At 65.5% G+C, this 18830-nt stretch carries 17 protein-coding genes; 11 read left to right on the forward strand and 6 right to left on the reverse strand.

What is annotated here, in order from left to right:
* Positions 1-36: 36 nt before the first annotated feature.
* From WS70_RS09220 to WS70_RS09240, 4 genes are all read right to left on the reverse strand, one after another.
* A complete protein-coding gene (locus WS70_RS09220) occupies positions 37-1533 on the reverse strand; it encodes an acetyl-CoA carboxylase biotin carboxylase subunit (RefSeq protein ID WP_059597012.1) in 1497 nt (498 codons plus the stop codon).
* Positions 1530-2756, reverse strand: a complete 1227-nt coding sequence (locus WS70_RS09225) for a hydroxymethylglutaryl-CoA reductase (protein WP_059470042.1) — start codon at positions 2754-2756, stop codon at positions 1530-1532. The genes WS70_RS09220 and WS70_RS09225 overlap by 4 nt, the downstream gene beginning before the upstream one ends.
* Positions 2757-2767: 11 nt before the next feature.
* Entirely contained in the window at positions 2768-4276 is a 1509-nt protein-coding gene (locus WS70_RS09230; RefSeq protein ID WP_059470041.1) for an acyl-CoA carboxylase subunit beta, read from the reverse strand.
* Positions 4277-4679: 403 nt separating this feature from the next.
* A complete protein-coding gene (locus WS70_RS09240; RefSeq protein ID WP_226382826.1) occupies positions 4680-5123 on the reverse strand; it encodes a MarR family transcriptional regulator in 444 nt (147 codons plus the stop codon).
* A gap of 704 nt (positions 5124-5827) precedes the next feature.
* Here WS70_RS09240 and WS70_RS09250 point away from each other — a divergent pair.
* The 5 genes from WS70_RS09250 (at position 5828) to WS70_RS09265 (ending at position 10744) form a co-directional block, all read left to right on the forward strand.
* Positions 5828-6292: a hypothetical protein gene (locus WS70_RS09250; protein ID WP_059470037.1), complete on the forward strand. Its 465-nt coding sequence runs from the start codon at positions 5828-5830 to the stop codon at positions 6290-6292.
* A gap of 449 nt (positions 6293-6741) precedes the next feature.
* The gene (locus WS70_RS09255) at positions 6742-7749 is read left to right on the forward strand and encodes an EthD domain-containing protein (RefSeq protein WP_226382827.1); all 1008 of its coding nucleotides are present in this window, start codon (positions 6742-6744) and stop codon (positions 7747-7749) included.
* Positions 7750-7951: 202 nt separating this feature from the next.
* Positions 7952-8131 carry a hypothetical protein gene (locus tag WS70_RS31430; RefSeq protein ID WP_159082874.1) on the forward strand — a complete coding sequence of 60 codons (180 nt, stop codon included), beginning with the start codon at positions 7952-7954 and terminating at the stop codon, positions 8129-8131.
* Positions 8118-9506 (forward strand): class II 3-deoxy-7-phosphoheptulonate synthase, encoded by a 1389-nt coding sequence (locus WS70_RS09260; RefSeq protein WP_059470036.1) that lies wholly within the window; start codon positions 8118-8120, stop codon positions 9504-9506. Before WS70_RS31430 ends, WS70_RS09260 begins: the two co-directional genes overlap by 14 nt.
* A gap of 107 nt (positions 9507-9613) precedes the next feature.
* Positions 9614-10744, forward strand: a complete 1131-nt coding sequence (locus WS70_RS09265) for an oxidoreductase (RefSeq protein WP_059470035.1) — start codon at positions 9614-9616, stop codon at positions 10742-10744.
* A 32-nt stretch (positions 10745-10776) separates the two neighbouring features.
* Here the strand turns inward: WS70_RS09265 and WS70_RS09270 are convergent, their stop codons facing one another.
* Positions 10777-11796 (reverse strand): zinc-dependent alcohol dehydrogenase family protein, encoded by a 1020-nt coding sequence (locus tag WS70_RS09270; protein ID WP_226382828.1) that lies wholly within the window; start codon positions 11794-11796, stop codon positions 10777-10779.
* A gap of 151 nt (positions 11797-11947) precedes the next feature.
* Between WS70_RS09270 and WS70_RS09275 the strand changes: the two genes are divergently transcribed.
* Positions 11948-12895 carry a LysR family transcriptional regulator gene (locus tag WS70_RS09275; RefSeq protein ID WP_226382829.1) on the forward strand — a complete coding sequence of 316 codons (948 nt, stop codon included), beginning with the start codon at positions 11948-11950 and terminating at the stop codon, positions 12893-12895.
* A gap of 324 nt (positions 12896-13219) precedes the next feature.
* Here WS70_RS09275 and WS70_RS09280 read toward each other — a convergent pair whose 3' ends face one another.
* Entirely contained in the window at positions 13220-13522 is a 303-nt protein-coding gene (locus WS70_RS09280; protein WP_059470033.1) for a hypothetical protein, read from the reverse strand.
* Positions 13523-13736: 214 nt separating this feature from the next.
* Here WS70_RS09280 and WS70_RS09285 point away from each other — a divergent pair, with 214 nt between their 5' ends.
* The 5 genes from WS70_RS09285 (at position 13737) to WS70_RS09305 (ending at position 18031) form a co-directional block, all read left to right on the forward strand.
* On the forward strand, positions 13737-14531 hold the full coding sequence (locus WS70_RS09285; protein WP_059597011.1) for a hypothetical protein: 795 nt from the start codon (positions 13737-13739) through the stop codon (positions 14529-14531).
* 356 nt (positions 14532-14887) lie between these two features.
* On the forward strand, positions 14888-15514 hold the full coding sequence (locus WS70_RS09290; protein ID WP_231747084.1) for a MipA/OmpV family protein: 627 nt from the start codon (positions 14888-14890) through the stop codon (positions 15512-15514).
* A gap of 136 nt (positions 15515-15650) precedes the next feature.
* Entirely contained in the window at positions 15651-15923 is a 273-nt protein-coding gene (locus WS70_RS09295; RefSeq protein ID WP_059470030.1) for an EF-hand domain-containing protein, read from the forward strand.
* A gap of 54 nt (positions 15924-15977) precedes the next feature.
* Positions 15978-16745, forward strand: a complete 768-nt coding sequence (locus WS70_RS09300; protein ID WP_059470029.1) for a response regulator — start codon at positions 15978-15980, stop codon at positions 16743-16745.
* Positions 16742-18031, forward strand: a complete 1290-nt coding sequence (locus WS70_RS09305) for an ATP-binding protein (protein WP_059597010.1) — start codon at positions 16742-16744, stop codon at positions 18029-18031. The genes WS70_RS09300 and WS70_RS09305 overlap by 4 nt, the downstream gene beginning before the upstream one ends.
* The last annotated feature ends 799 nt before the right edge of the window (positions 18032-18830 follow it).

Genomic DNA, 18830 nt, shown 5'->3' on the forward strand with positions numbered 1-18830 from the left:
TCGTCGTGGTTGACAGGACTCGTCGAACGGGCGCCGTCACGGCAGCCACGAGCGTCGGTCGTTCCGGATCACCCATGCGGAAGGAACCGACGCACGGTTAGTCGGCTCGCTCGTTCTCGGCGCAAGCGTCGGCGTGCCGACGTGCGCGGCGAGCGCCGCGAGCGCGTGTAGCACGCGCACCGTGCCGTCCGGCATGCCGTGCGCGAACGGGAAATCGCGCGTCACCGAGAGGTCGTAGCGCCCGAGCCGGAAAGGCGGATGATCGATCAGCCAGCGATGGAACGGCAGGTTCGTGCTGAAGCCCGCGATCGCGAGTTCGCTCAACGCGTCCTGTGCGCGGCGCAGCGCGATCTCGCGCGTCGCGCCGTCGACAATCAGCTTCAGGCACAGGCTGTCGAAGCGCGTCGACTGCCGTGCGCCGGCGTGGACGCCCGAGTCGATGCGAACGCCCGGCCCTTCGGGCACGCGGTAGTGCGAGACTACGCCGCCCGTCGGCAGGAAGTCCGCATGCGCGTCCTCCGCGCACACGCGGAACTCGATCGCGCAACCGCGAAAGCGCACGTCGCCCTGAGACAACCCGAGCGGCTCGCCCGCCGCGGCGCGCAGCATCTGCTCGACGACGTCGACGCCGGTGACGGCCTCGCTGACCGGATGCTCGACCTGGATCCGCGCGTTCATCTCGATGAAGTAGAAGCGCTCGTCGCCCTCGACGAGAAATTCGACGGTGCCCGCGCTGTCATAGCCGACCTCGCGTGCGACGGCGAGCGCGGATTCGTGCAGCCGCTCGCGCAACGCGTCCGACAGCGAGGGGGCGGGCGCCTCCTCGACGATCTTCTGCCGCCGTCGCTGCACGCTGCATTCGCGCGTGCCGAGATGCAGCAGATTGCCGTGGCGATCGCCGAGCACCTGCACTTCGATATGGCGAATCCGCTCGCCGAGGAAGCGCTCCAGGTAAATTGCGTCGCTGCCGAACGCGAGCTCGGCCTCGCGGCGAACCTCGGCGAGCGCCGACTCGACCTGCTCGGCGCGCTCGACGACGCGGATCCCGCGACCGCCGCCGCCGAGCGCCGCCTTGATGAGGATCGGAAAGCCGATCTCGTGCGCGGCGGGGACCGCTTGCGCGTCGCTCGACACGATCGCGCCCGGCACGACAGGCACCGCCGCCCGCTGCGCGGCGACGCGCGCCTCGATCTTGTCGCCGGTGCGGCGGATTGCCTCCGCGTGCGGTCCGACGAAGACGAGCCGCTTCGCCGCGCACGCGGCCGCGAATTCCGCGTTTTCGGCAAGCGGCCCGTAGCCGGGCGCGACCGCGTCCGCGCGCACCGCCTGCGCGATCGAAACGACCGTGTCGATCAGCGTCGCCGGATTCCATGCGTCGATGTGAAACGACGAATCGGCTGCGAGCACGAAGCCGGCGTTGCGATCGTCGTCGGTGTAGATCGCGACGGTCTCGATATCGAGCAGCCGGCAGGTACGGACGAAGCGCAGCGCGATTTCGCCGCGGCAGCACAGCAGCACGCGCTTGATGCTCATGTCGTGCGCTCCGACGGCGCGCGCGCCGCTTGCTCGAGACCTCGGCCGAGCACCGTGTGCGCACGCGTGAATTCGCCTGCGCTCACGGCGCCCGCGACCGACACCTCGCCGGCGAGCGCGACGGCCGCCGCGATTTCCGCGAGCTTGCGCGCGTCGTCCTCGCAGCCGAGCATGCGCAGGCATTCCTGCTGCGCGGGCAGGCGCGTGCCGCCGCCGACGACGCCGACGATCACGTTCGGCAACGTGACGGCCGCCAGCAGGTCGCCGTTGTCGAGCACGTCGAACGTCGTGCACGCGTTCTTGAACGACACGGTGACGAACGCCGGATCCTGGCCGCATGCGATGAACAGCGCGGTCAACGCGTTGGCGACGTGGATGTTCGGCGCGGTCGCGCCGCGCTGCGCGAGCAGCGTGTTGCACGCCTGCAGGAAGCGGCGCATGCGCGCAGGCGTCGTGCGCAATCGCGCTTCGACCAGTTCGGCCGGAATGCGCGCGCTCGCCGACACGTAGCGGCCCTTCGCCTGATCGCCGACGAAGCGCTTGTCGCCGCCGAGCGTGTTCAGGTAGCCCTCGACGAACTGCGGACATTGCTCGGCGATGTATCGGCAGGCCGCCTCGTTCGCCTTCGTCGCCATGTTCAGGCCCATCGCGTTGCCTGTTTCGTATGTGAACGCGAGGCCGACCAGATCGCCTTGCAGCAGCGGCGTGACTTCGAGCAGACGCGCATGCCGGCTCGTCGCGTTCGCGGCCTCGACGATCCGCGCGACATGGGCGCGCAGCCACGCGTCGAACGCGCTCGCGTGGTTCGCCGAGCGCAGCACGATCGCCGAGACTTTTGTGAGCGCATCGCCGAGGAAGCGGTATGCGGGCCGCTCGCTGTCCGGAAGCGCGTTGTCGAGCAGCGTCGTCGTGCAACCGCCGCTGTCGGAGATGAGACTCATGCCGCGGGAAAAGGATGCGACGAGCGCGCCTTCCGTCGTCGCGAGCGGCACGACGAATTCGCCGCTCGCATGCGCGCCGGTGATCTTGAGCGGCCCCGCGAGTCCGAGCGGGATGCCGACGAAGCCGGTGAAGTTCTCGCACGTGCCTTTGACGGCTTCGGGCGAGACAGGCTCGCCGCCGAGATGCGGGTAGCGCCCGCCCGTCAAATTCTCGACCCAGCGCAAGCGGGCTTCGATCTGCGCGGCGGCGTAGTCGTTTTGCGAATCCCTCGGAATGCCCATTTGCGCTCTCTTTATAGTTGAATGTTCGAATGGCGGCGGCTCGGCGCGCCCGGAATCTTGTCGCGAAGCAGCGCGAAGGTCGACGTCACCGTGTTGCGCAGCTCGGCAGGCTCGACGAGTCCCTCGATATAGGTGCGGCTCGCCGAATAGCGCGCGCTCGCATGCGCGTCGCGATATTCCTCGATCAACCTGCCGCGATGCTCGACCGCATCCGGCGCGTTCGCGAGCGCCTTGCGGAAGATCACGTCGACCGCGGCCTCGGGCCCCATCACCGATATCTCCGCAGACGGAAACGCATAGATCATGTCCGTCGCGGACCGGTTCGCGAGTGTCGGATAAGCACCGCCGTACGCCTTGCGCAAGACCACCGCGACCTTCGGCACGACCGCTTCGCAGTACGCGTGCATCAGCTTCGCGCCCGCGCCGATCACGTTCGAGCGCTCCTGCTGCTTGCCGGGCAGGTAGCCCGGCACGTCGACGAGCGTGAGGATCGGAATGCCGAACGCATCGCAGGTGCGAACGAATCGCGCGGCCTTTTCCGATGCGTCGATGTCGAGGCAGCCGGCAAGCCACGCCGACTGGTTCGCGACGATGCCGACGCTTTGGCCGCCGATGCGCGCGAAGCCCACCACGATGTTGCGCGCGTAGAGCCGGTGCACTTCGAGGAACGCCCGGTCGTCGGCCAGCAGCTCGATCAGCTCCCGCACGTCGAACGGCTCGGTCTTGCTCACGGGAACGATGTCGGCGATGCCGTCGAGCGTGCGAGGCAGCGTTGTGGGCCCGTGCGTCGGCGGAACGGGCGACGCGTTGTTCTGCGGCAGATACGAAAGCAGTTCGCGCGCGAGCGCGAGCGCCTCGTCGCCGGATTCGACGAGAAAGTGCGCGAGGCCGGTTTCGGCCGCGTGCAGATGTCCGCCGCCGATTTCCTCCCTCGTGACTTCCTCGCCGGTCGCGCGTCGAATCACCGCGGGGCCCGTCAGAAACAGCGCGGACTCCTGATCGACCATCACGATGAAGTCGGTGAGCGCGGGCGTATAGGCCGCGCCGCCGACGCAGTCGCCGAGAATCAGCGACACCTGCGGCACGACGCCCGATGCGCGCACCGTCTTGTAGAACACGTGGCTGAATTGGGAGTCGGCGTCGACGCCTTCATGGATGCGCAGGCCCGACGAATGATTGAGCGCGACGACCGGCACGCCGATGCGCAGCGCGAGATCCAGCACCTTGCCGATCTTCAGCGCGTGGACGCGGCTCGAGCTGCCGCCGAGAAAGCCGCCGTCGTGCGCATAGACGAGGACGGGGCGCTGGCCGATCGTGCCATGACCCGTCGCGATGCCGTCGCCTCGCTGCTTTCGGCGATCCGCGCCGAACCAGGTGCAATCGTGCTCGGCGAGGGCGTCGAGCTCGCGAAACGAGCCCGGGTCCAGCAGTTCCCGAATCCGCCGGACGTGAGCGGGGGGCTCTGCCGCTTGCGCTTGCCGTTCGCGGGAACGTTCTTCTACACCGGAAAAATCACTCATCGAATCGCCCTGAACATGGTTCGATGGCGCAATCGCCGTACTTCGCCCGGTGCAGCAACGAGTCAACGGCGATGCTCGGGTAAATGGGAACCGGATTGGACACAGGAACAATCCGCTAGCGAGAATAAATCATGAGCGATTTAATCGCAATACACCATAATTTGTTCGCCTAAAAGTGCGATCCATGCGGCGGCCGGCGCTCAACCGGCTCGACCGGCTCGCGCGAGGAAGCGCGAAAACGCGATGCCAAGGTCGCACTGGCGAGGCGGCGGACGGCTGGACGGAAATCGATGAACGGATACGGGCGCCGACGTCGGCGCCGCAGGAGAGGCGGGAGAAGAGCGGCGAGAGCGAAGCGGGGCGATTCTGACGAGGCGGAGGCCGGCGGCCAGCGCCGCACCCCTTACTCTTCGGCGGAAGTCGCGATGGTGTTCAACACCGAATCGACGAGCGCGAGCTGATCGGCCGCGACGCCGTGCAACAGCTTGCCCTTGATGTGCTTGACCATCGTATCGACCTGCTCGCCGACCCGACGGCCGGCTTCGGTCAGATACAGCGTCTTCGCGCGGCGGTCCGACGTGTCGTCTCGGCGCACGACGAGTCCGGCTTCCTCGAGCTGATCGAGCAAGCGGACGAGCGAGTGGCCTTCGATGCCGAGATGCTCGGCCAGCGTACGCTGGCGCAAGCCTTCCCCGAGCTTGTAGATGAGCCACAGCGGCGTGGAGGTTGCTTCGGAGAGATTCAGCTTGCTAAGTTCGACGTCGGCGACCTTGCGCCACATGCGCGCTGCTCGCTGGAGGCGCAGGCAGAACGTATCTTCGGCAAGAGAGAGCAAACTGGAAGACATTCAACGTGACCAACTTAAAAATAAACGGTATTCGGCGCATGCGGGCCGCCGCGAATAGCGGGGTGCGCAGTGCGTCGCGCTTGCCGGGCAACGTCCACGAATGCCGCCGCCCTCGGGCTTTGCGACAGACGCACGGCTTGTAGAACAATTTTTTCAATATAGCATATGTGCCATTGCCATTCGCGTGGGCCCGGTACTGGTAACTACCGAGTTGACGCGTTTTCGGCTTCGCCAGGGCGATGCTTCGCCGATGCGAACGCACACGCCGATTGAGTCGCCCCCGCAAGCCGGTCCTGCATGTTTTCCGGGACGCGGCGATCAGATCGCGCCAATCCGCGAGCCTGTGCCGGAAGCGCTCCCGCTGTTCGAGCAACGCCGGCGCGTCGTCCGGCGGACGCGGTTTCGAGCGCAACGCCGGACGTCGTCGATCGCATCGAACCCGATCGACTCGACGCCGGGGTGGCGTTTCCCGGCCACGCGCGCAATCGAGTCACTCACGAGCCCCATGCCGACTACGCCGAACCGTTCGACGGAAAAGCGTCCCATCCGGATACCTCATCGAGCGCGAAATTGCTCGTCGATTTCCGCTATATTCCTCACTATACATCTCGAACGACTAATATCACCGCGATGCAAAAATTGGATGATGGGGCAGATTTTGCGTCGCGACGCCGGCTGATGCCCCCTCATTTCCGGGAGAAGAAATGGCACGGTTCCGATACTCGATTGGAGAAACGCGCAGCGATTGGGTCGCGCTGCGCCCGGTCGCGCGACACGACGTGCACAGCGCGGTTCAGCCGCCGAAAGACGACGTGCCGACGCATCGCCTCTCCAATCAGGCGGCGCTCGCGTCCGCGTTCTCCAAGCTGTTCTTCATGTTCGCGGCGGAGCACGACGCGAGTTCGCTGCTGTCGTTCACAGTCGACTGCCGGCGCACGCCTGAGCCCGGCAGTACGTGCCTGCTTGCGTGGAGAGTGGAGGCGGTCGAACCGCATGCCGGGCTTCGTGGCGACGTCGTACGTTTCAGCGGCAGGGCGTGGCTGCCGGATGGAACGACCGTGCTGTCCGGGGCCGCGCGAGCGGTCGTCCATCCGGCGAGCCGCGTCGATCTGGACGACGATTCGGAAGACGAGGAACGATATCGCCCACGCCCCGCGTCACCGGCTTGAGCGGCTCACGCCGACGCGCGGAACCGCTTGCGCTTCGGTGCATCGACAACCAACCAAATTAGATTGCATGCGATCTAATCTCGTGCGACTATTGTACACGCGGATCGATTCCGCCGAGCAGAGCGAAGTGGCCGGCCCTGTCGTTCGGGCCCGTGCCGTCGGCTCGAGCCCGGTTCGCCGATCCTTCCGTCGCATCCAGAACCCGAGGGTGTGAGCGAGAGGCCGTATGCGGCGCGCCGTTCGGTCGGCGCAGTCGGTTGTGATGCATGGGCGCACTGCGTTCGCGGCCGACTCGTTTCGCTCAGCACGTTGATTAGACGATAAGCAATGCAAAGTTGTTGCGAGACATCGCCCGCGCGTTCTCGCCGTTTGCCGCGGGCCATGCGGCAAACGGCGTCGGGGTGAGCGTTTGCAGCGCGATCAACCATTCCGGAGAGCAGGAGTCCGTCGTGTCCAGTATTTCCGCCGAAAGTCAGTTTCGTTCGCCTTACCTGAAAATCTACCGTTCGTACGATGAACCTTTGACGGTCATCTGCTCGCTGCTGTCCCGCGCGGACAACGCGCCGCTCGACGAGCGCCGCAGAGATCCGAACCTGCTGCTGAACTCCACGGGCGAGCTGATCAAGGATCCCGCCGTCGAAACGAGCGCCTTCGAGCGCAACCCGAACCTTGCGTTCGAAAAATGGACTGAGTATTGGCGGAAGGTGCACGGGCCGCGCTTCGTCTATGCTCAGCCGCCCGAAGCGAACGGCATCCAGCATCTGCTGCGCTACGACCAGATTCACCGGTTGCCAGCCGGCCCATCGAGCAGCGCGCCGCTGCCTTACGAGCCGCCCGTCGACCGTAACGGCAAGCTGTTCGATACCGTAATCGGCCATATTCCCGAATACCGCCGTCCACAGTGGGACGGCATCGCATACCTCGGCTTCGAGAACGTCGAAGGGTTGCAGGCGGTATTCAGTCAGCCGGAAATCGCGGCAAAGGTCTTGCCCGAGGATCAGGCGATTTTCCGCGAGCTGTGCCCGGTGCTCGCTCGACAGCACATCATCGTGCCGAGCGAAACGCAGCGCGAGTCGTTTTTGCTCGTCAAGGTCGCGCGTCGCAAGGCATCGCTGTCTCGCGCCGATTTCCACGACGCGTGGTTGAACCAGTACGCGAAGCAAGTGCTCGCCCAGCCGGCGACGAGCCGCTATGTCAAGCGCTACGTTCAGTTGCACAACATCGGTCCGACGCAGGAAGGGCAGCCGTTCTTCCATTCGGTCGGGCACACGATCGACGGCGTGTCGATCCTCGCGTTCACGTCGATCAACGATCTCGAGGATTTCCTGCTCGATCCCGGCGTGGTGCGGCTTGCCGAAGAAGAAACAAAACTCGTCGCGGACGATGCAAGCGAATACTGGACGGCGCTCGCATACCAGGTGGTCAATCAGATTTTTCCGGAAACGGCGACGCGATGATTGCGGCTGTCCCGCGCGTCGAATGCGGCGCGCGAGTCGTCGGCCGAGCGTTCCGACGCGCATGACGGCGTCGGCGCGCCGACATAATGCCGCCGGGCCGGCGGAGAAAGACGGCGGTCGCAATAAGTTAAGTAGGCTGGAGTGAGGCAAGGACCCGCGGGCATGTGCTGCGGGAGATCATCTGCTTTGTCGGAGCCTGACTGTGGATCACTACGATTTCGATGTGTTGATTGGCGCAACGCTTCCCGCGAACCGGACATCTCCCGAGGCGGAGTTGCACGCCGAAGCGGGCCGCCGATCCTTCTCCGGCACGTCGAGCGGCGACCGCGGTTCGCATGTCGAGCCGGCCGGAGCGCAAGAGGGCCGCCATGACGCATGCTGACTGGTCCCCATCCTCCTGGCGCGATCGGCCGATCCACCAGGTGCCGAGCTATCCCGACTCGGCGAAGCTCGCGGCGTCGGAGGAGCAACTGAGGCGGTTGCCGCCGCTCGTGCTCGCATCAGAAATTCGCGATCTCAAGGCGCAGCTCGCGGACGTCGCGCGCGGCAAGGCCTTCCTTCTGCAAGGGGGAGATTGCGCAGAGTCGTTCGCCGAGTTTCATCCGAATGCGGTGCGCGATTTGCTCCGCGTGTTCCTGCAGATGTCGACGGTGCTTGCGTTCAGCACCGGGCTTCCCGTCGTCAAGGTAGGCCGCATCGCAGGGCAGTTCGCGAAGCCGCGCAGTTCGCCCGACGAAACGGTCGGCGACGTCACGCTGCCGAGCTATCGCGGCGACATCATCAATGGCATCGAATTCACGGCGGCCGCGAGGCGACCGGACCCCGAGCGCGTGCTCAAGGCCTATTCCCAGGCAGCGGCAACGCTCAACCTGCTGCGCGCGTTGAGCCACGGCGGATTCGCCGACATGCGTCAAGTGCAGGAATGGAATGCCGGCTTCGTCGCGTCCGCGCCGCAGGGGCAGCGTTATCGGCAGATCGCGTGCCGCATCGAACAGGCGCTCGTGTTCATGAACGCGTGCCGCGTATCGCCGGAGTCGGTGCGCTCGCTGCGCGAAACCGATCTCTACACGAGCCACGACGCACTGCTCCTGCATTACGAAGAGGCGTTGACTCGGCAGGATGCGCTGACGGCGGAATGGTACGACTGCTCCGCGCACATGCTGTGGATCGGCGAGCGCACGCGCGGCGCCGACGACGCGCACATCGAGTTCCTGCGCGGCGTCTCGAATCCGATCGGGCTCAAATGCGGCCCGACGATCAAGCCCGACGATCTGTTGCGGCTGATCGACGTGCTCAATCCGGACAACGAACCGGGCCGCCTCACGCTGATCGCGAGAATGGGCGCGGAAAAGCTCCCCGAGTTGCTGCCGCGCCTCGTGCGAATGACGAAGAGCGAAGGGCGCGAAGTGATCTGGTCGATCGATCCGATGCATGGCAACACGATCAAGTCGGCATCCGGATACAAGACGCGCCGCTTCGAGAGCATTTTGCTCGAGGTCGAGCGCTTCTTCGATGTCCACGAGGCGGAACGCACGCATGCGGGCGGCCTGCATCTCGAAATGACGGGAACCGACGTGACGGAATGCACGGGCGGCGGGCAGCAGATTCGAGACGATCAGTTGTGCGAACGCTATCACACGCATTGCGATCCGCGCCTGAACGGATCGCAGGCGCTCGAGCTCGCGTTCCTGGTTTCGGAAAAACTGTCGGCCAGGCGCGATCCGCGCGAAAGCCTCCAGCACGACGAAGCCGCGTGATCCGGCTCACCGGTCGCGCGATTGCCCATGCGATCCATCCGCCGTACGCGATGCGCCGGTTCGGCGTGCATCGCGTGCGCCCAACATAGTCAGCCGACGAGGACTCCATGTCGACGACAAACGTCTCGAATTTCGACATCATTTTTGAACCGGTTTCGCTGGGCAGTCTGCGCGCGCCCAACCGCATCGTCATGGCGCCGATGACCCGGCGGCAATCGCCGAATGGCATTCCCGACCGCGAAGTCGCACGCTATTACGCGAAGCGCGCCGAAGGCGGCGTCGGCTTCATCATCACCGAAGGAACGTACGTCGATCACCCGGTCGCGGGCGGATTCGCCGACGTGCCGCATTGCTTCGGCCAGTCAGCGCTCGACGGCTGGAAGCGCGTCGTGGAAGGCGTGCACGATGCCGGAAGCGCGATCGCGGCGCAGCTCTGGCACCTCGGCAACGTGCGTCGGCGCGGCACGCCGCCTCATCCGGAATGGCCGAGCATCGGACCCGAGCGCATCGTCGAAGACGGCGTGATCATGGTCGAGAAAATGACGGACGCCGACGCGCGCGACATCGCGGCGTCGTTCGCGCGCGCCGCCTACGATGCGGTCGAGACCGGCTTCGACGCGATCGAACTGCATGGCGCGCACGGCTATCTGTTCGACCAATTCCTGTGGGCGAGCATGAATAGGCGCGCCGACGCATACGGCGGCTTGCTCGAGAACCGCCTGCGACTGTCGACCGAAGTGGCTGCGGCGGTGCGAAAGGCAGTCGGCGCGAGCGTGCCGATCGTCTTCAGATTCTCGCAATGGAAGGTGCAGGACTACACCGCGCGCATCGTCGAATCGTCGGGCGAGCTCGAGACGATGCTCGATGCGCTCGTCGCCGCAGGTGTCGACATCTTCGACGTCAGCACGCGCCGCTTCTGGGAGCCCGCGTTTCCGTCCGAAAGCGACACCGATCTCGCGTCGCTCGTCCGGAAGCTGTCCGGCAAGCCGGTGATCATGGTCGGCAGCATCGGGATCGACAACGCATTCTCGGCGGCGCAGGTGCGCGGCGCGGAAGGCCTGTCGGTCGGCGTCGAGAATCTCGATCGCGCGGTGGCGCGAGTCGAGGCGGGCAGGGCGGATTGCATCGCGCTCGGCCGCGCCTTGCTGGCCGACCCGGCGTGGCCCGCGAAAGTGCGGGCGGGCGAGTACGATCGGATCGTTCCGTACCGCAAGGACATGTTCTCGACGTTGACCTGACGGCGCACGCGACGCTCAGGCGGCCGCCGACGTCAGCCGCGAACGGAGACGACAATCTTGCCGAATGGCCCGCGATCGAGGTGCTCGAATGCGGCGCGCACGTCGGAGAACGGATAGATCGAGTCGACGACCGGTTTGATCGCGTGCCGATCGATTGCGCGGACGAACGCTTCGAACGACTGCCGGCTGCCTACCGAGACACCGTGGATCGACGCGCGCGTCAGCATCAGCGCAATCGCATCGATGTGCACCTTCGGGCTCCCCAGAAAGCCGACCTGGACGATATGACCATGATCCGCGACCGCGCCGACCGAATGCATCACATTGTCGCCGCCGATGAGCTCGACGATGACGTTCGCACCTCGGCCAGCGGTGAGCGCGAGGACGGCATCCTCCCATTTCGGCGTGCGCGTCGTGTTGATGCCCGCCCATGCGTCGAGCGTCCGCGCACGCGCGAGCTTGTCATCGTGACGGGACAGCACGACGACCTTCGCGTCGAGTGCGCGCGCGATCTGCAGGCCGAAGAGTGCGACGCCGCCGGTGCCCTGTACGACGACGGCCTGTCCCGGCGCGAGCTGTCCGCGTTCGACGAGCGCAACCCAAGCGGTCACGCCGGCGACGGGCAATGTCGATGCCTCGGCGTCGGACAGAGACGCGGGTGCGATGACGGCCGCCGATTCGGGCAGCACGACGTATTCGGCGAGCATGCCGGGCAACGGCCCGCCGAGCGAACGTTCCGACGTACGCATCTCGGGAGGCAGCGTGGCGCCGATCCATGGCGTCCAGAAATTGCCCATCACGCGGTCGCCCGATTTGAAGCGCTCGACGTTGGCGCCCGTCTCGACGACTTCGCCGCACATGTCGGAGACGGGCGTGAAGGGCATCGCAGGCTGCGTCGACATCAACCGACCTTCGATCACGAGCTTGTCTCGATAATTCAATGACACGGCTGCCACGCGCACGAGCAATTCCCCGGCGCCGGGTTTCGGCACGGGTCGTTGCGCCAGTGCGAGGCGGTCAATGCCGAATGCGTCGAGTTCCCAGATCTTCATCGTCTGCGCCATCTGTCGCCCCGTCCGAGAACGAATCCGCGCCATCGCGAATTCCTGTCATTCATTTTACGAGCGCGCGGCGCTCGGCAGTGGCGATATCTGCTCCTCATATCTGCGCCATTTCGTCGCCAATTTCATGAACCGAATCAAAGTGACTCATCTTCAAGCGATGGTGGCGTTCGTGCACGCGGTCGGGGCAGGCAGCTTCACCGCAGCCGCCTGTCGAGTGGGCCTGTCCAAGTCCGCCGTCGGCAAGAACGTCGCGCGACTGGAGCAACGGCTCGGCGTGCGGCTGCTGGACCGCACGACGCGCGCGCTGACGCTCACGACGGAAGGCCGCCTGTATCACGAAAGCTGCCTGCGCATTCTCGATCAGCTCGTCCACGTCGAAGCCGTGCTCGCGCAGCGGCGTCACGAGGTTGCGGGGCCGCTGCGCGTGAGCTTGTCGACTTCGTTCGGCAGGCGTTGGGTGTTGCCGGTCCTGATCGATTTGGCCGAACGGCATCCGTTGCTGCAACTCGACGTGTCGTTCACGGATCGGTTCGTCGATCTGATCGACGAAGGCATCGACGTGGTCGTGCGGCTCGGCGAGCTTCACGACAGCGCGAACACGGCTCGTCGCCCGCTCGGGATTCAGCGGTCGGTGTTGTGTGCGTCGCCCGCGTATCTCGCGGTGCGAGGGCGTCCCGAGACGATCGACGAATTGACCGGTCACGATTGCATCGTGTTCGCGCGCGACGGACGGGCGATACCTTGGGTATTTTCTGACGTACGGAACGGGACGGTGACGGCGGACATCCGGGCGAAGCATACGATCGGCCAGGGCGATGCGCTGCGCGACGCGGTGTTGTCGGGCAACGGGCTCGCGTACTTGCCGACGTGGCTCGTTGCCGACGATCTGCGCGCGGGCAGGCTCGACATCGCGCTACCCGATTTCGCCGGCGGCTGCATGCCCATTCACGTGCTGTGGCCGGTCGCGCGCGAACCTTCGCCGAAGGTGCGGGCAGTTGTCGAAGAACTGACCGACTATTTCATGCCGATTCCGCCGTGGGACCGGCTTGGGCAAGCCGAGACGGCTGGTGTCGAACTGCCGGTCTGAAATCTGTCCTCTGCGGGGGCGGCGCCGAGGTTTCGTCACGGTCATGGACAGCCCGCGCAACAACCCAAGAAAAGCCCCGCAGTCGGAAAAAATCGAACTGGCGGGGCGGCGTCGATTGGGGTTCGCTACCACTCAATGCGAATAGCACACGAGTTCGATGGCAACGCTTTCGTCAACCTCGGATCGTGCAGTTGCGCCGACGGATCGCCGAACGCGTCGAGGAATATTGTGCAGCCGTCTCGTTGCGCGAGCGCGGCAACGTCCGGCAGCGCGGCATACGGTACTGCGCTGAGGGGAGCCGGGAGGAACGCCGCACGCAAATCTCTAGCGTACGACGACCGGGCCGTGCACCCAATATCCTGTATGGACCGTGACGACGGGACCCGCGACCACCGGCCGCACGGGCGCGACGTACGCGGGCGTCACCACGACAGCCGGCGGCGGGACGACGACGGGCGGTGGCGCGATCACGGCCGGCACGGCGTAGACGGGCACCGCGGGCGCCGCCGCGACGACCGGCACAGCGACCGGCACGGTGATGCCGACGGCAACGCCGGCGAATGAGGAGGGGGCAATCAGCGCGAGCGCGACACCACTTGCGGCGGCAAACGATGCATGCAGTTTCATGGCAGTTCCTTGATCAGAAAGGGATCGGCTGGCCGCGGCCAGGACGACATCGCCACATTAGAAGCAATGCCGATGAAAATCTGTTGGGAAACCATGTCATCTCGTTTCAACGGATTCACGACATCGTCTGACATGAATTGCTAACAGTTTTTTCGGACCGGATTCTCTACATTGCGAGGCATCGAATCACCCAATCCGTCTCGGGAGAGTCCACATGAAGAAGATCTATCTGGCCGCTTGCGCGTCGCTGCTGATCGCGCTCGGCATCGAGCCGGCCCTCGCCGGGGCATTCGGATACGGTCGCGAGGCGTCGGTCCGGGGCGCATCCTGCGGCGGCGGCAGCTGCACGCACGGTGGCGCGTCCGTCGGCCCGCGCGGCGGCCTGACGACGAATCACGGCACGGTCACGCGTACGGGGCCGGGGCAGTTCGCCAACACGGGAACAACCGTCGGTCCACGCGGCGGCCGCTATGAGCACAGCGGGACAACGACCTGCAGCGGCGGCACTTGCACGCACGACGGCAGCGTGACCACGCCACACGGGCAGACGATCGACACGGCCGGCAGCGTCACGCGGTCGTCGCCCGGTCACTATTCGTCGACCGATACGGTCACGGGGCCGAACGGCACCTATACGCGTACGGCCAGCACGAGTTGCGCTGGCGGCGGGTGTACGCATTCGGCGAGTGTCACCGGCTCCGACGGCCATTCCGTCAGCTGGACGGACACGACGACACGAGTCGCCCCCGGCGTCGTGACGACGACGAGCAGCGTGACGGGACCGCGCGGCGGGACAGTGGCGACGGGTGGTGTGGTGGTCGCGGGCGCCCCGCGCGTCGCCGTCGTCGCGCCACCGCCCCCTGTCGCCGTCGTCGCGCCCGCCGTGGTCGCGGCGCCCGCCGCGGTTGCAGTTGTGCCGCCCCCGGCGCCTGCTGTCGTCGTTCGTCCGCGCGTCTGGGTGCCCGAACATTGGGTCGGTGGCGTCTGGGTCACGGGACACTGGTCCTGAGCATCGGATCGGCCGATCCGATCGGCGCGGCAGGCTGACGTTCCCGGACCGTCACGGCAGCGTCGCGCCGCATTCTTTACTACCGCCGAATACGGTGCGCGTCCGAGCCCGGGCATGCGCGACACCGCTGGCAAGCCATCCTGACCCCTTGCAAGGAACACCATTCGATGTTGACTCGTACGACTCGATTCGACGGGCCGGCGCACGTCGCCGCGCGTTGCGGCGCCGTCGCGGCCGCGCTCGCGCTTCAGGCCTTCGTCGGCAATACTCACGCATTCGCCCAGTCTTCCGCGACGGGCAGCGTCGGCCTGGACCTGGCAGCGGTGCCGCGCTACGCGGGCGCAAGCAGCTATCACGTGCTGCCACTGCCGGTGGTGGCGTTGGCCGGCCATTCCGCGTCAGACTGGCATGTCTTCGCGAGCGGTCTCGAGGCCGGCGCCGCGTGGTCGGTCACGCCGAACCTCTCGATCGGTCCGCTCATCGGCCTGGGGCTTGGTCGCAAGGAGGACGACGCGGCGATCCTGAACGGCACCGGCAACATCGCAGACAGCTTTCTCTACGGCGCATTCGTTCGCTGGAAAGCGGGCCCGGCGAGCGCCAACGTGCGCTTCCTGCAGTCGGCCCATTCAGGTTACGGCAATCACGTAACGTTAGTGCTCGCATATCGGATCTTCGACGGGCCGCGTGATCGTGTGACCGCGTCACTTAGCACGGTCTGGGCCAACCGCTCGGCCGCGCAAACCGAATTCGGAATCGACGATGCGCAGGCGGCGGCCAGTACCGCCCATCTGCCGACTTATGCGCCGTCGTCGGGATTCGAGCGCACGGATCTGCGAGTGACGCTCGAGCACAGGCTCGACGCGCACTGGTCGGCACGCGTGGGCGTGGGCGCGGGCACGCTCGTGGGCGACGCGGCCGACAGCCCGATCGTCGAGCGGCGGGCAAGCGTGTTCGGCTCGATGGGTGTCGCTTACCGCTTCTGATAAGTTCGTCGCGGCGTACCGTGACATGACTTGACATCGAGTTGTAACAGACCGAAATCTTTGCTTACTTTAGCGTTCTGCAATTCGCCACTGGCGAAAAGCGACTTTTTTTGTCATCTTTACCAAGGAGAACAGAATGAACCGTTTTAGTCTGATGCTCGTAGCCGCTCTCGGCGCGTCTTTCGTCCTCGTGTCGAACGCGATGGCGCAGCAGGATGACGCAATGCAGCAGAAGCTTGAGGCGCGCTTCGCAGCGGCTGACGTCAATCACGACGGCAAGCTGACACGCTCGGAAGCGCAGGCCGGAATGCCTCGCGTCGCACAGCATTTCGACCAGATCGACACGGCGCACAAGGGCTACATCACGCTCGCCGATCTCAAGCAGTTCGCCGCGCGCAACCAGCGTTGATCGGGCGTGACGGCGCCCGTTCATCTTTTCAGCACAGGAAATCGCCCGATCGTGATGCCGAACGCCACCTCTTGCCCGAATGACATCCCGTCGGGCCGCATCATCGTCCTGGACGACGAAGCGGAGATCCGAAACATACTGCAGCGCTTTCTGGCGTCGCACGGCTTCGATGTTCGGTCGGCGAGGAACAGCACCCAGCTCGACGTCTTTCTCGAGCGTCAGCCATACGATCTGCTGATTCTCGACATCATGATGCCCGGCGAGGACGGGCTGGCCGTCTGCCGACGGCTGCGCGCGCGGGGACAGACGATCCCGATCCTCATGCTGACGGCGCGCGGCGATCCGGTCGATCGTGTCGTCGGGCTCGAACTGGGCGCGGACGACTATCTGGCGAAACCGTTCCTGCCGCGCGAGTTGCTGGCCCGCGTTCGCGCGATGCTGCGTCGTCAGCAAGTCACGCTGCGTCAGCGCGATCTGCGCGATGGCGTGCTGCAGGAAAGCGGGGGGGCGATACTGCGTTTCGGCGGCTATCAACTCGACACCGGACGCCAGGAACTGGGCGGCCCCAACGGCGCCGCGGTCGAGGTCGGGTCGGCCGAGATGCGTCTCCTGTGCGCGCTCGCGCAAACACCGAACCGGCCCGTGAGCCGTGCGAACCTGATCGAGCGGGCGCGCGGGCCAAACTACGATGCGAACACGCGCAGCGTCGACGTGCAGGTACTGCGCCTGCGACAGATCATCGAAGCCGACGCGTCGGCGCCGCGCCATATCCGGACGGTATGGGGTACCGGCTACATGCTCGTCGCGGAGCTGGAATCATGAAAGTGCCGCGGCCGCGCACGCTGCTCGGGCGCAATCTGTTGTTGCTGGTCTGCATCGTCGTCGCGAGTCAAGTGACGACGGTCGTGATCTATTTCGTGCTGATCCAGCGGCCGAGGGTCGACGAGATCGCGTCGGTGGTCGCTTCGCAGACGAAAACCGTCGAACGGCTGCTGGCCACGCGGCCGGAGCCGGAGCGGCGACGCGAAGTCATCGCGATGAACGGTGGCCTGCAGAGCCCGCCCGAGCGGGACCTGACCGCCGTGCCGCGCGGTTACCAGATCCGCCGCTTCGTGACACAGCTCGCCGCGCGGCTCGCGCCGGGTACGTTGGTGCTGTGGGAGGGCGGCCCGCAGCACCGATTCTGGGTCAGGCTCGCGATCGACCGCGACAACTACTGGGTCGCGCTGCCCGTCACGACGTATATCGGAAATGCGCTGCCGTGGAGTGTCGCGTGCCTGTTGCTGGTGTTCGCGACATTTCCGGTATTCGGCGCTTGGATGATCCAGCGCGATACGACGGTGCCGCTGCGACGCCTGTCGCGTGCTGCGGCGACGATCGAACGCGGTGAGTGGCCCGACGCCGTGCCCGTCACGGGGCCCGCCGAGCTGGCGATGGTCGCCGATGCATTCAACCGGATGGTCGCGTCGCTCGCCGTCATGGAGACGACTCGCGCCGAGATGCTGGCGGGTATCTCGCACGACATCCGCACGCCGCTCACGAAGCTGCGGATGGCGATCGCCGCGCCGGAGGCATTCGATTCGCCGCGAGAGAGTGCCGAGCGCTTCGTCGCGGAGATCGACGCGATCGTCGAGCAGTTCATCGATTTCGCGCGCAGCGGGGACGGCGAAGCGGTGTTGCCGGGCGACCTGAATGCGCTGATCGAGCAACTCGTCGCGGACTACACCGGCCTCGGATATCGGTTCGGCATGCGGCTCGCGCCGCTGCCGGCGATGCGGTTTCGTCCGGTCGGCATGCAGCGCCTGCTGATGAACCTGATGCACAACGCGGCGATACACGGGCGGGTCGGGCTGTCGGTGCGCACCTCGGTGGAGGATGGGCGGGTCGTGATCCGCGTCGAGGATGCCGGGCCCGGCGTGCCGGAAGACGCGCTGCCGCTTCTCACGCAACCGTTTCGGCGCGTCGAGCGGCCCGATCGTCCATCGGGTGGCACGGGCCTTGGGCTCGCGATCGCCGAACGCATCGCCCGTCAGCACGGCGGCCGGCTCGATCTGTCGCTGCGCGACAGCGGCGGGCTCGCGGCTACGGTGCGTCTGCCCATTGCATGATGCGCGGCGTGCCGCCGCGCCGGCTCGCGCGTCGTCATCGTTATCCGTTTCATCACAGTGATCGATGCACCCGGCACCGGACAAACGGCGGCCAGATGGCTTACGCGGCAAGCCTCCCCTTGATCTCGGTGCGTTTTGCCCGGTAGACCGATCTAGGCGTGACAAGGCTTATCGGTCGGACCCTAAAATAATTATCAATCGAATCAGCCACTTCCTGATTAGTCTTTCCATCTTGAAGCATATATCTTCTCGCCGAGCCTCGCCGATGACAGGCGGTGGACAATGCTCAACGGCGAACTACATTCGAGTCCTGTAGTTTTCTGAGTTGCTGCCGCTAGTCGGTCATCAGACACCTCTTCATGACGCGCATTCTCGCCTAAATCAGTGTCCGGATTAGACCACTACACGGGGTCACCTTGATTTTGATGTCGTTTACCGGGGTAGACCGGCCTAGGCCCGACAAGGCCTATCCGTCTGCCCCTTAAATAATATCCCGTCAAATCAAGCACTTCCTGACTGGTCTTTTTGCCTAGCGTGAAGACCTCCTTGCCCGGGATTGCCGTGCGGACTGCGGCTCCCGATGGCCCCTCGGGAGCCGCTTTACCGCGATAATGTCAGTTATCGTGGATCATGAGTCTATGAACTGTACAAATACGGTTTTCTAACGTTAGACTCGTATGGGGAAGGTCTTCGCGCGACGCCAAAAGACCAGTCAGGAAGTGCTTGATTGGATGGAATATTATTTAAGGGGCAGACCGCTGACCGTTGTCGGAGCTAGGCCGGCCTAACCCGGTAAACG

Origin of the sequence: Burkholderia mayonis (assembly GCF_001523745.2) — a bacterium.
Taxonomy (GTDB): domain Bacteria; phylum Pseudomonadota; class Gammaproteobacteria; order Burkholderiales; family Burkholderiaceae; genus Burkholderia; species Burkholderia mayonis.

What these genes read in the sequence shown, in the direction of transcription:
- WS70_RS09220 (WP_059597012.1), bottom strand. Translation starts at nt 1,533, where the DNA reads ATGAGCATCAAGCGCGTGCTGCTGTGCTGCCGCGGCGAAATCGCGCTG.
- WS70_RS09225 (WP_059470042.1), bottom strand. Translation starts at nt 2,756, where the DNA reads ATGGGCATTCCGAGGGATTCGCAAAACGACTACGCCGCCGCGCAGATC.
- WS70_RS09230 (WP_059470041.1), bottom strand. Translation starts at nt 4,276, where the DNA reads ATGAGTGATTTTTCCGGTGTAGAAGAACGTTCCCGCGAACGGCAAGCG.
- WS70_RS09240 (WP_226382826.1), bottom strand. Translation starts at nt 5,123, where the DNA reads ATGTCTTCCAGTTTGCTCTCTCTTGCCGAAGATACGTTCTGCCTGCGC.
- WS70_RS09250 (WP_059470037.1), top strand. Translation starts at nt 5,828, where the DNA reads ATGGCACGGTTCCGATACTCGATTGGAGAAACGCGCAGCGATTGGGTC.
- WS70_RS09260 (WP_059470036.1), top strand. Translation starts at nt 8,118, where the DNA reads ATGACGCATGCTGACTGGTCCCCATCCTCCTGGCGCGATCGGCCGATC.
- WS70_RS09265 (WP_059470035.1), top strand. Translation starts at nt 9,614, where the DNA reads ATGTCGACGACAAACGTCTCGAATTTCGACATCATTTTTGAACCGGTT.
- WS70_RS09270 (WP_226382828.1), bottom strand. Translation starts at nt 11,796, where the DNA reads ATGAAGATCTGGGAACTCGACGCATTCGGCATTGACCGCCTCGCACTG.
- WS70_RS09280 (WP_059470033.1), bottom strand. Translation starts at nt 13,522, where the DNA reads ATGAAACTGCATGCATCGTTTGCCGCCGCAAGTGGTGTCGCGCTCGCG.
- WS70_RS09285 (WP_059597011.1), top strand. Translation starts at nt 13,737, where the DNA reads ATGAAGAAGATCTATCTGGCCGCTTGCGCGTCGCTGCTGATCGCGCTC.
- WS70_RS09295 (WP_059470030.1), top strand. Translation starts at nt 15,651, where the DNA reads ATGAACCGTTTTAGTCTGATGCTCGTAGCCGCTCTCGGCGCGTCTTTC.
- WS70_RS09300 (WP_059470029.1), top strand. Translation starts at nt 15,978, where the DNA reads ATGCCGAACGCCACCTCTTGCCCGAATGACATCCCGTCGGGCCGCATC.
- WS70_RS09305 (WP_059597010.1), top strand. Translation starts at nt 16,742, where the DNA reads ATGAAAGTGCCGCGGCCGCGCACGCTGCTCGGGCGCAATCTGTTGTTG.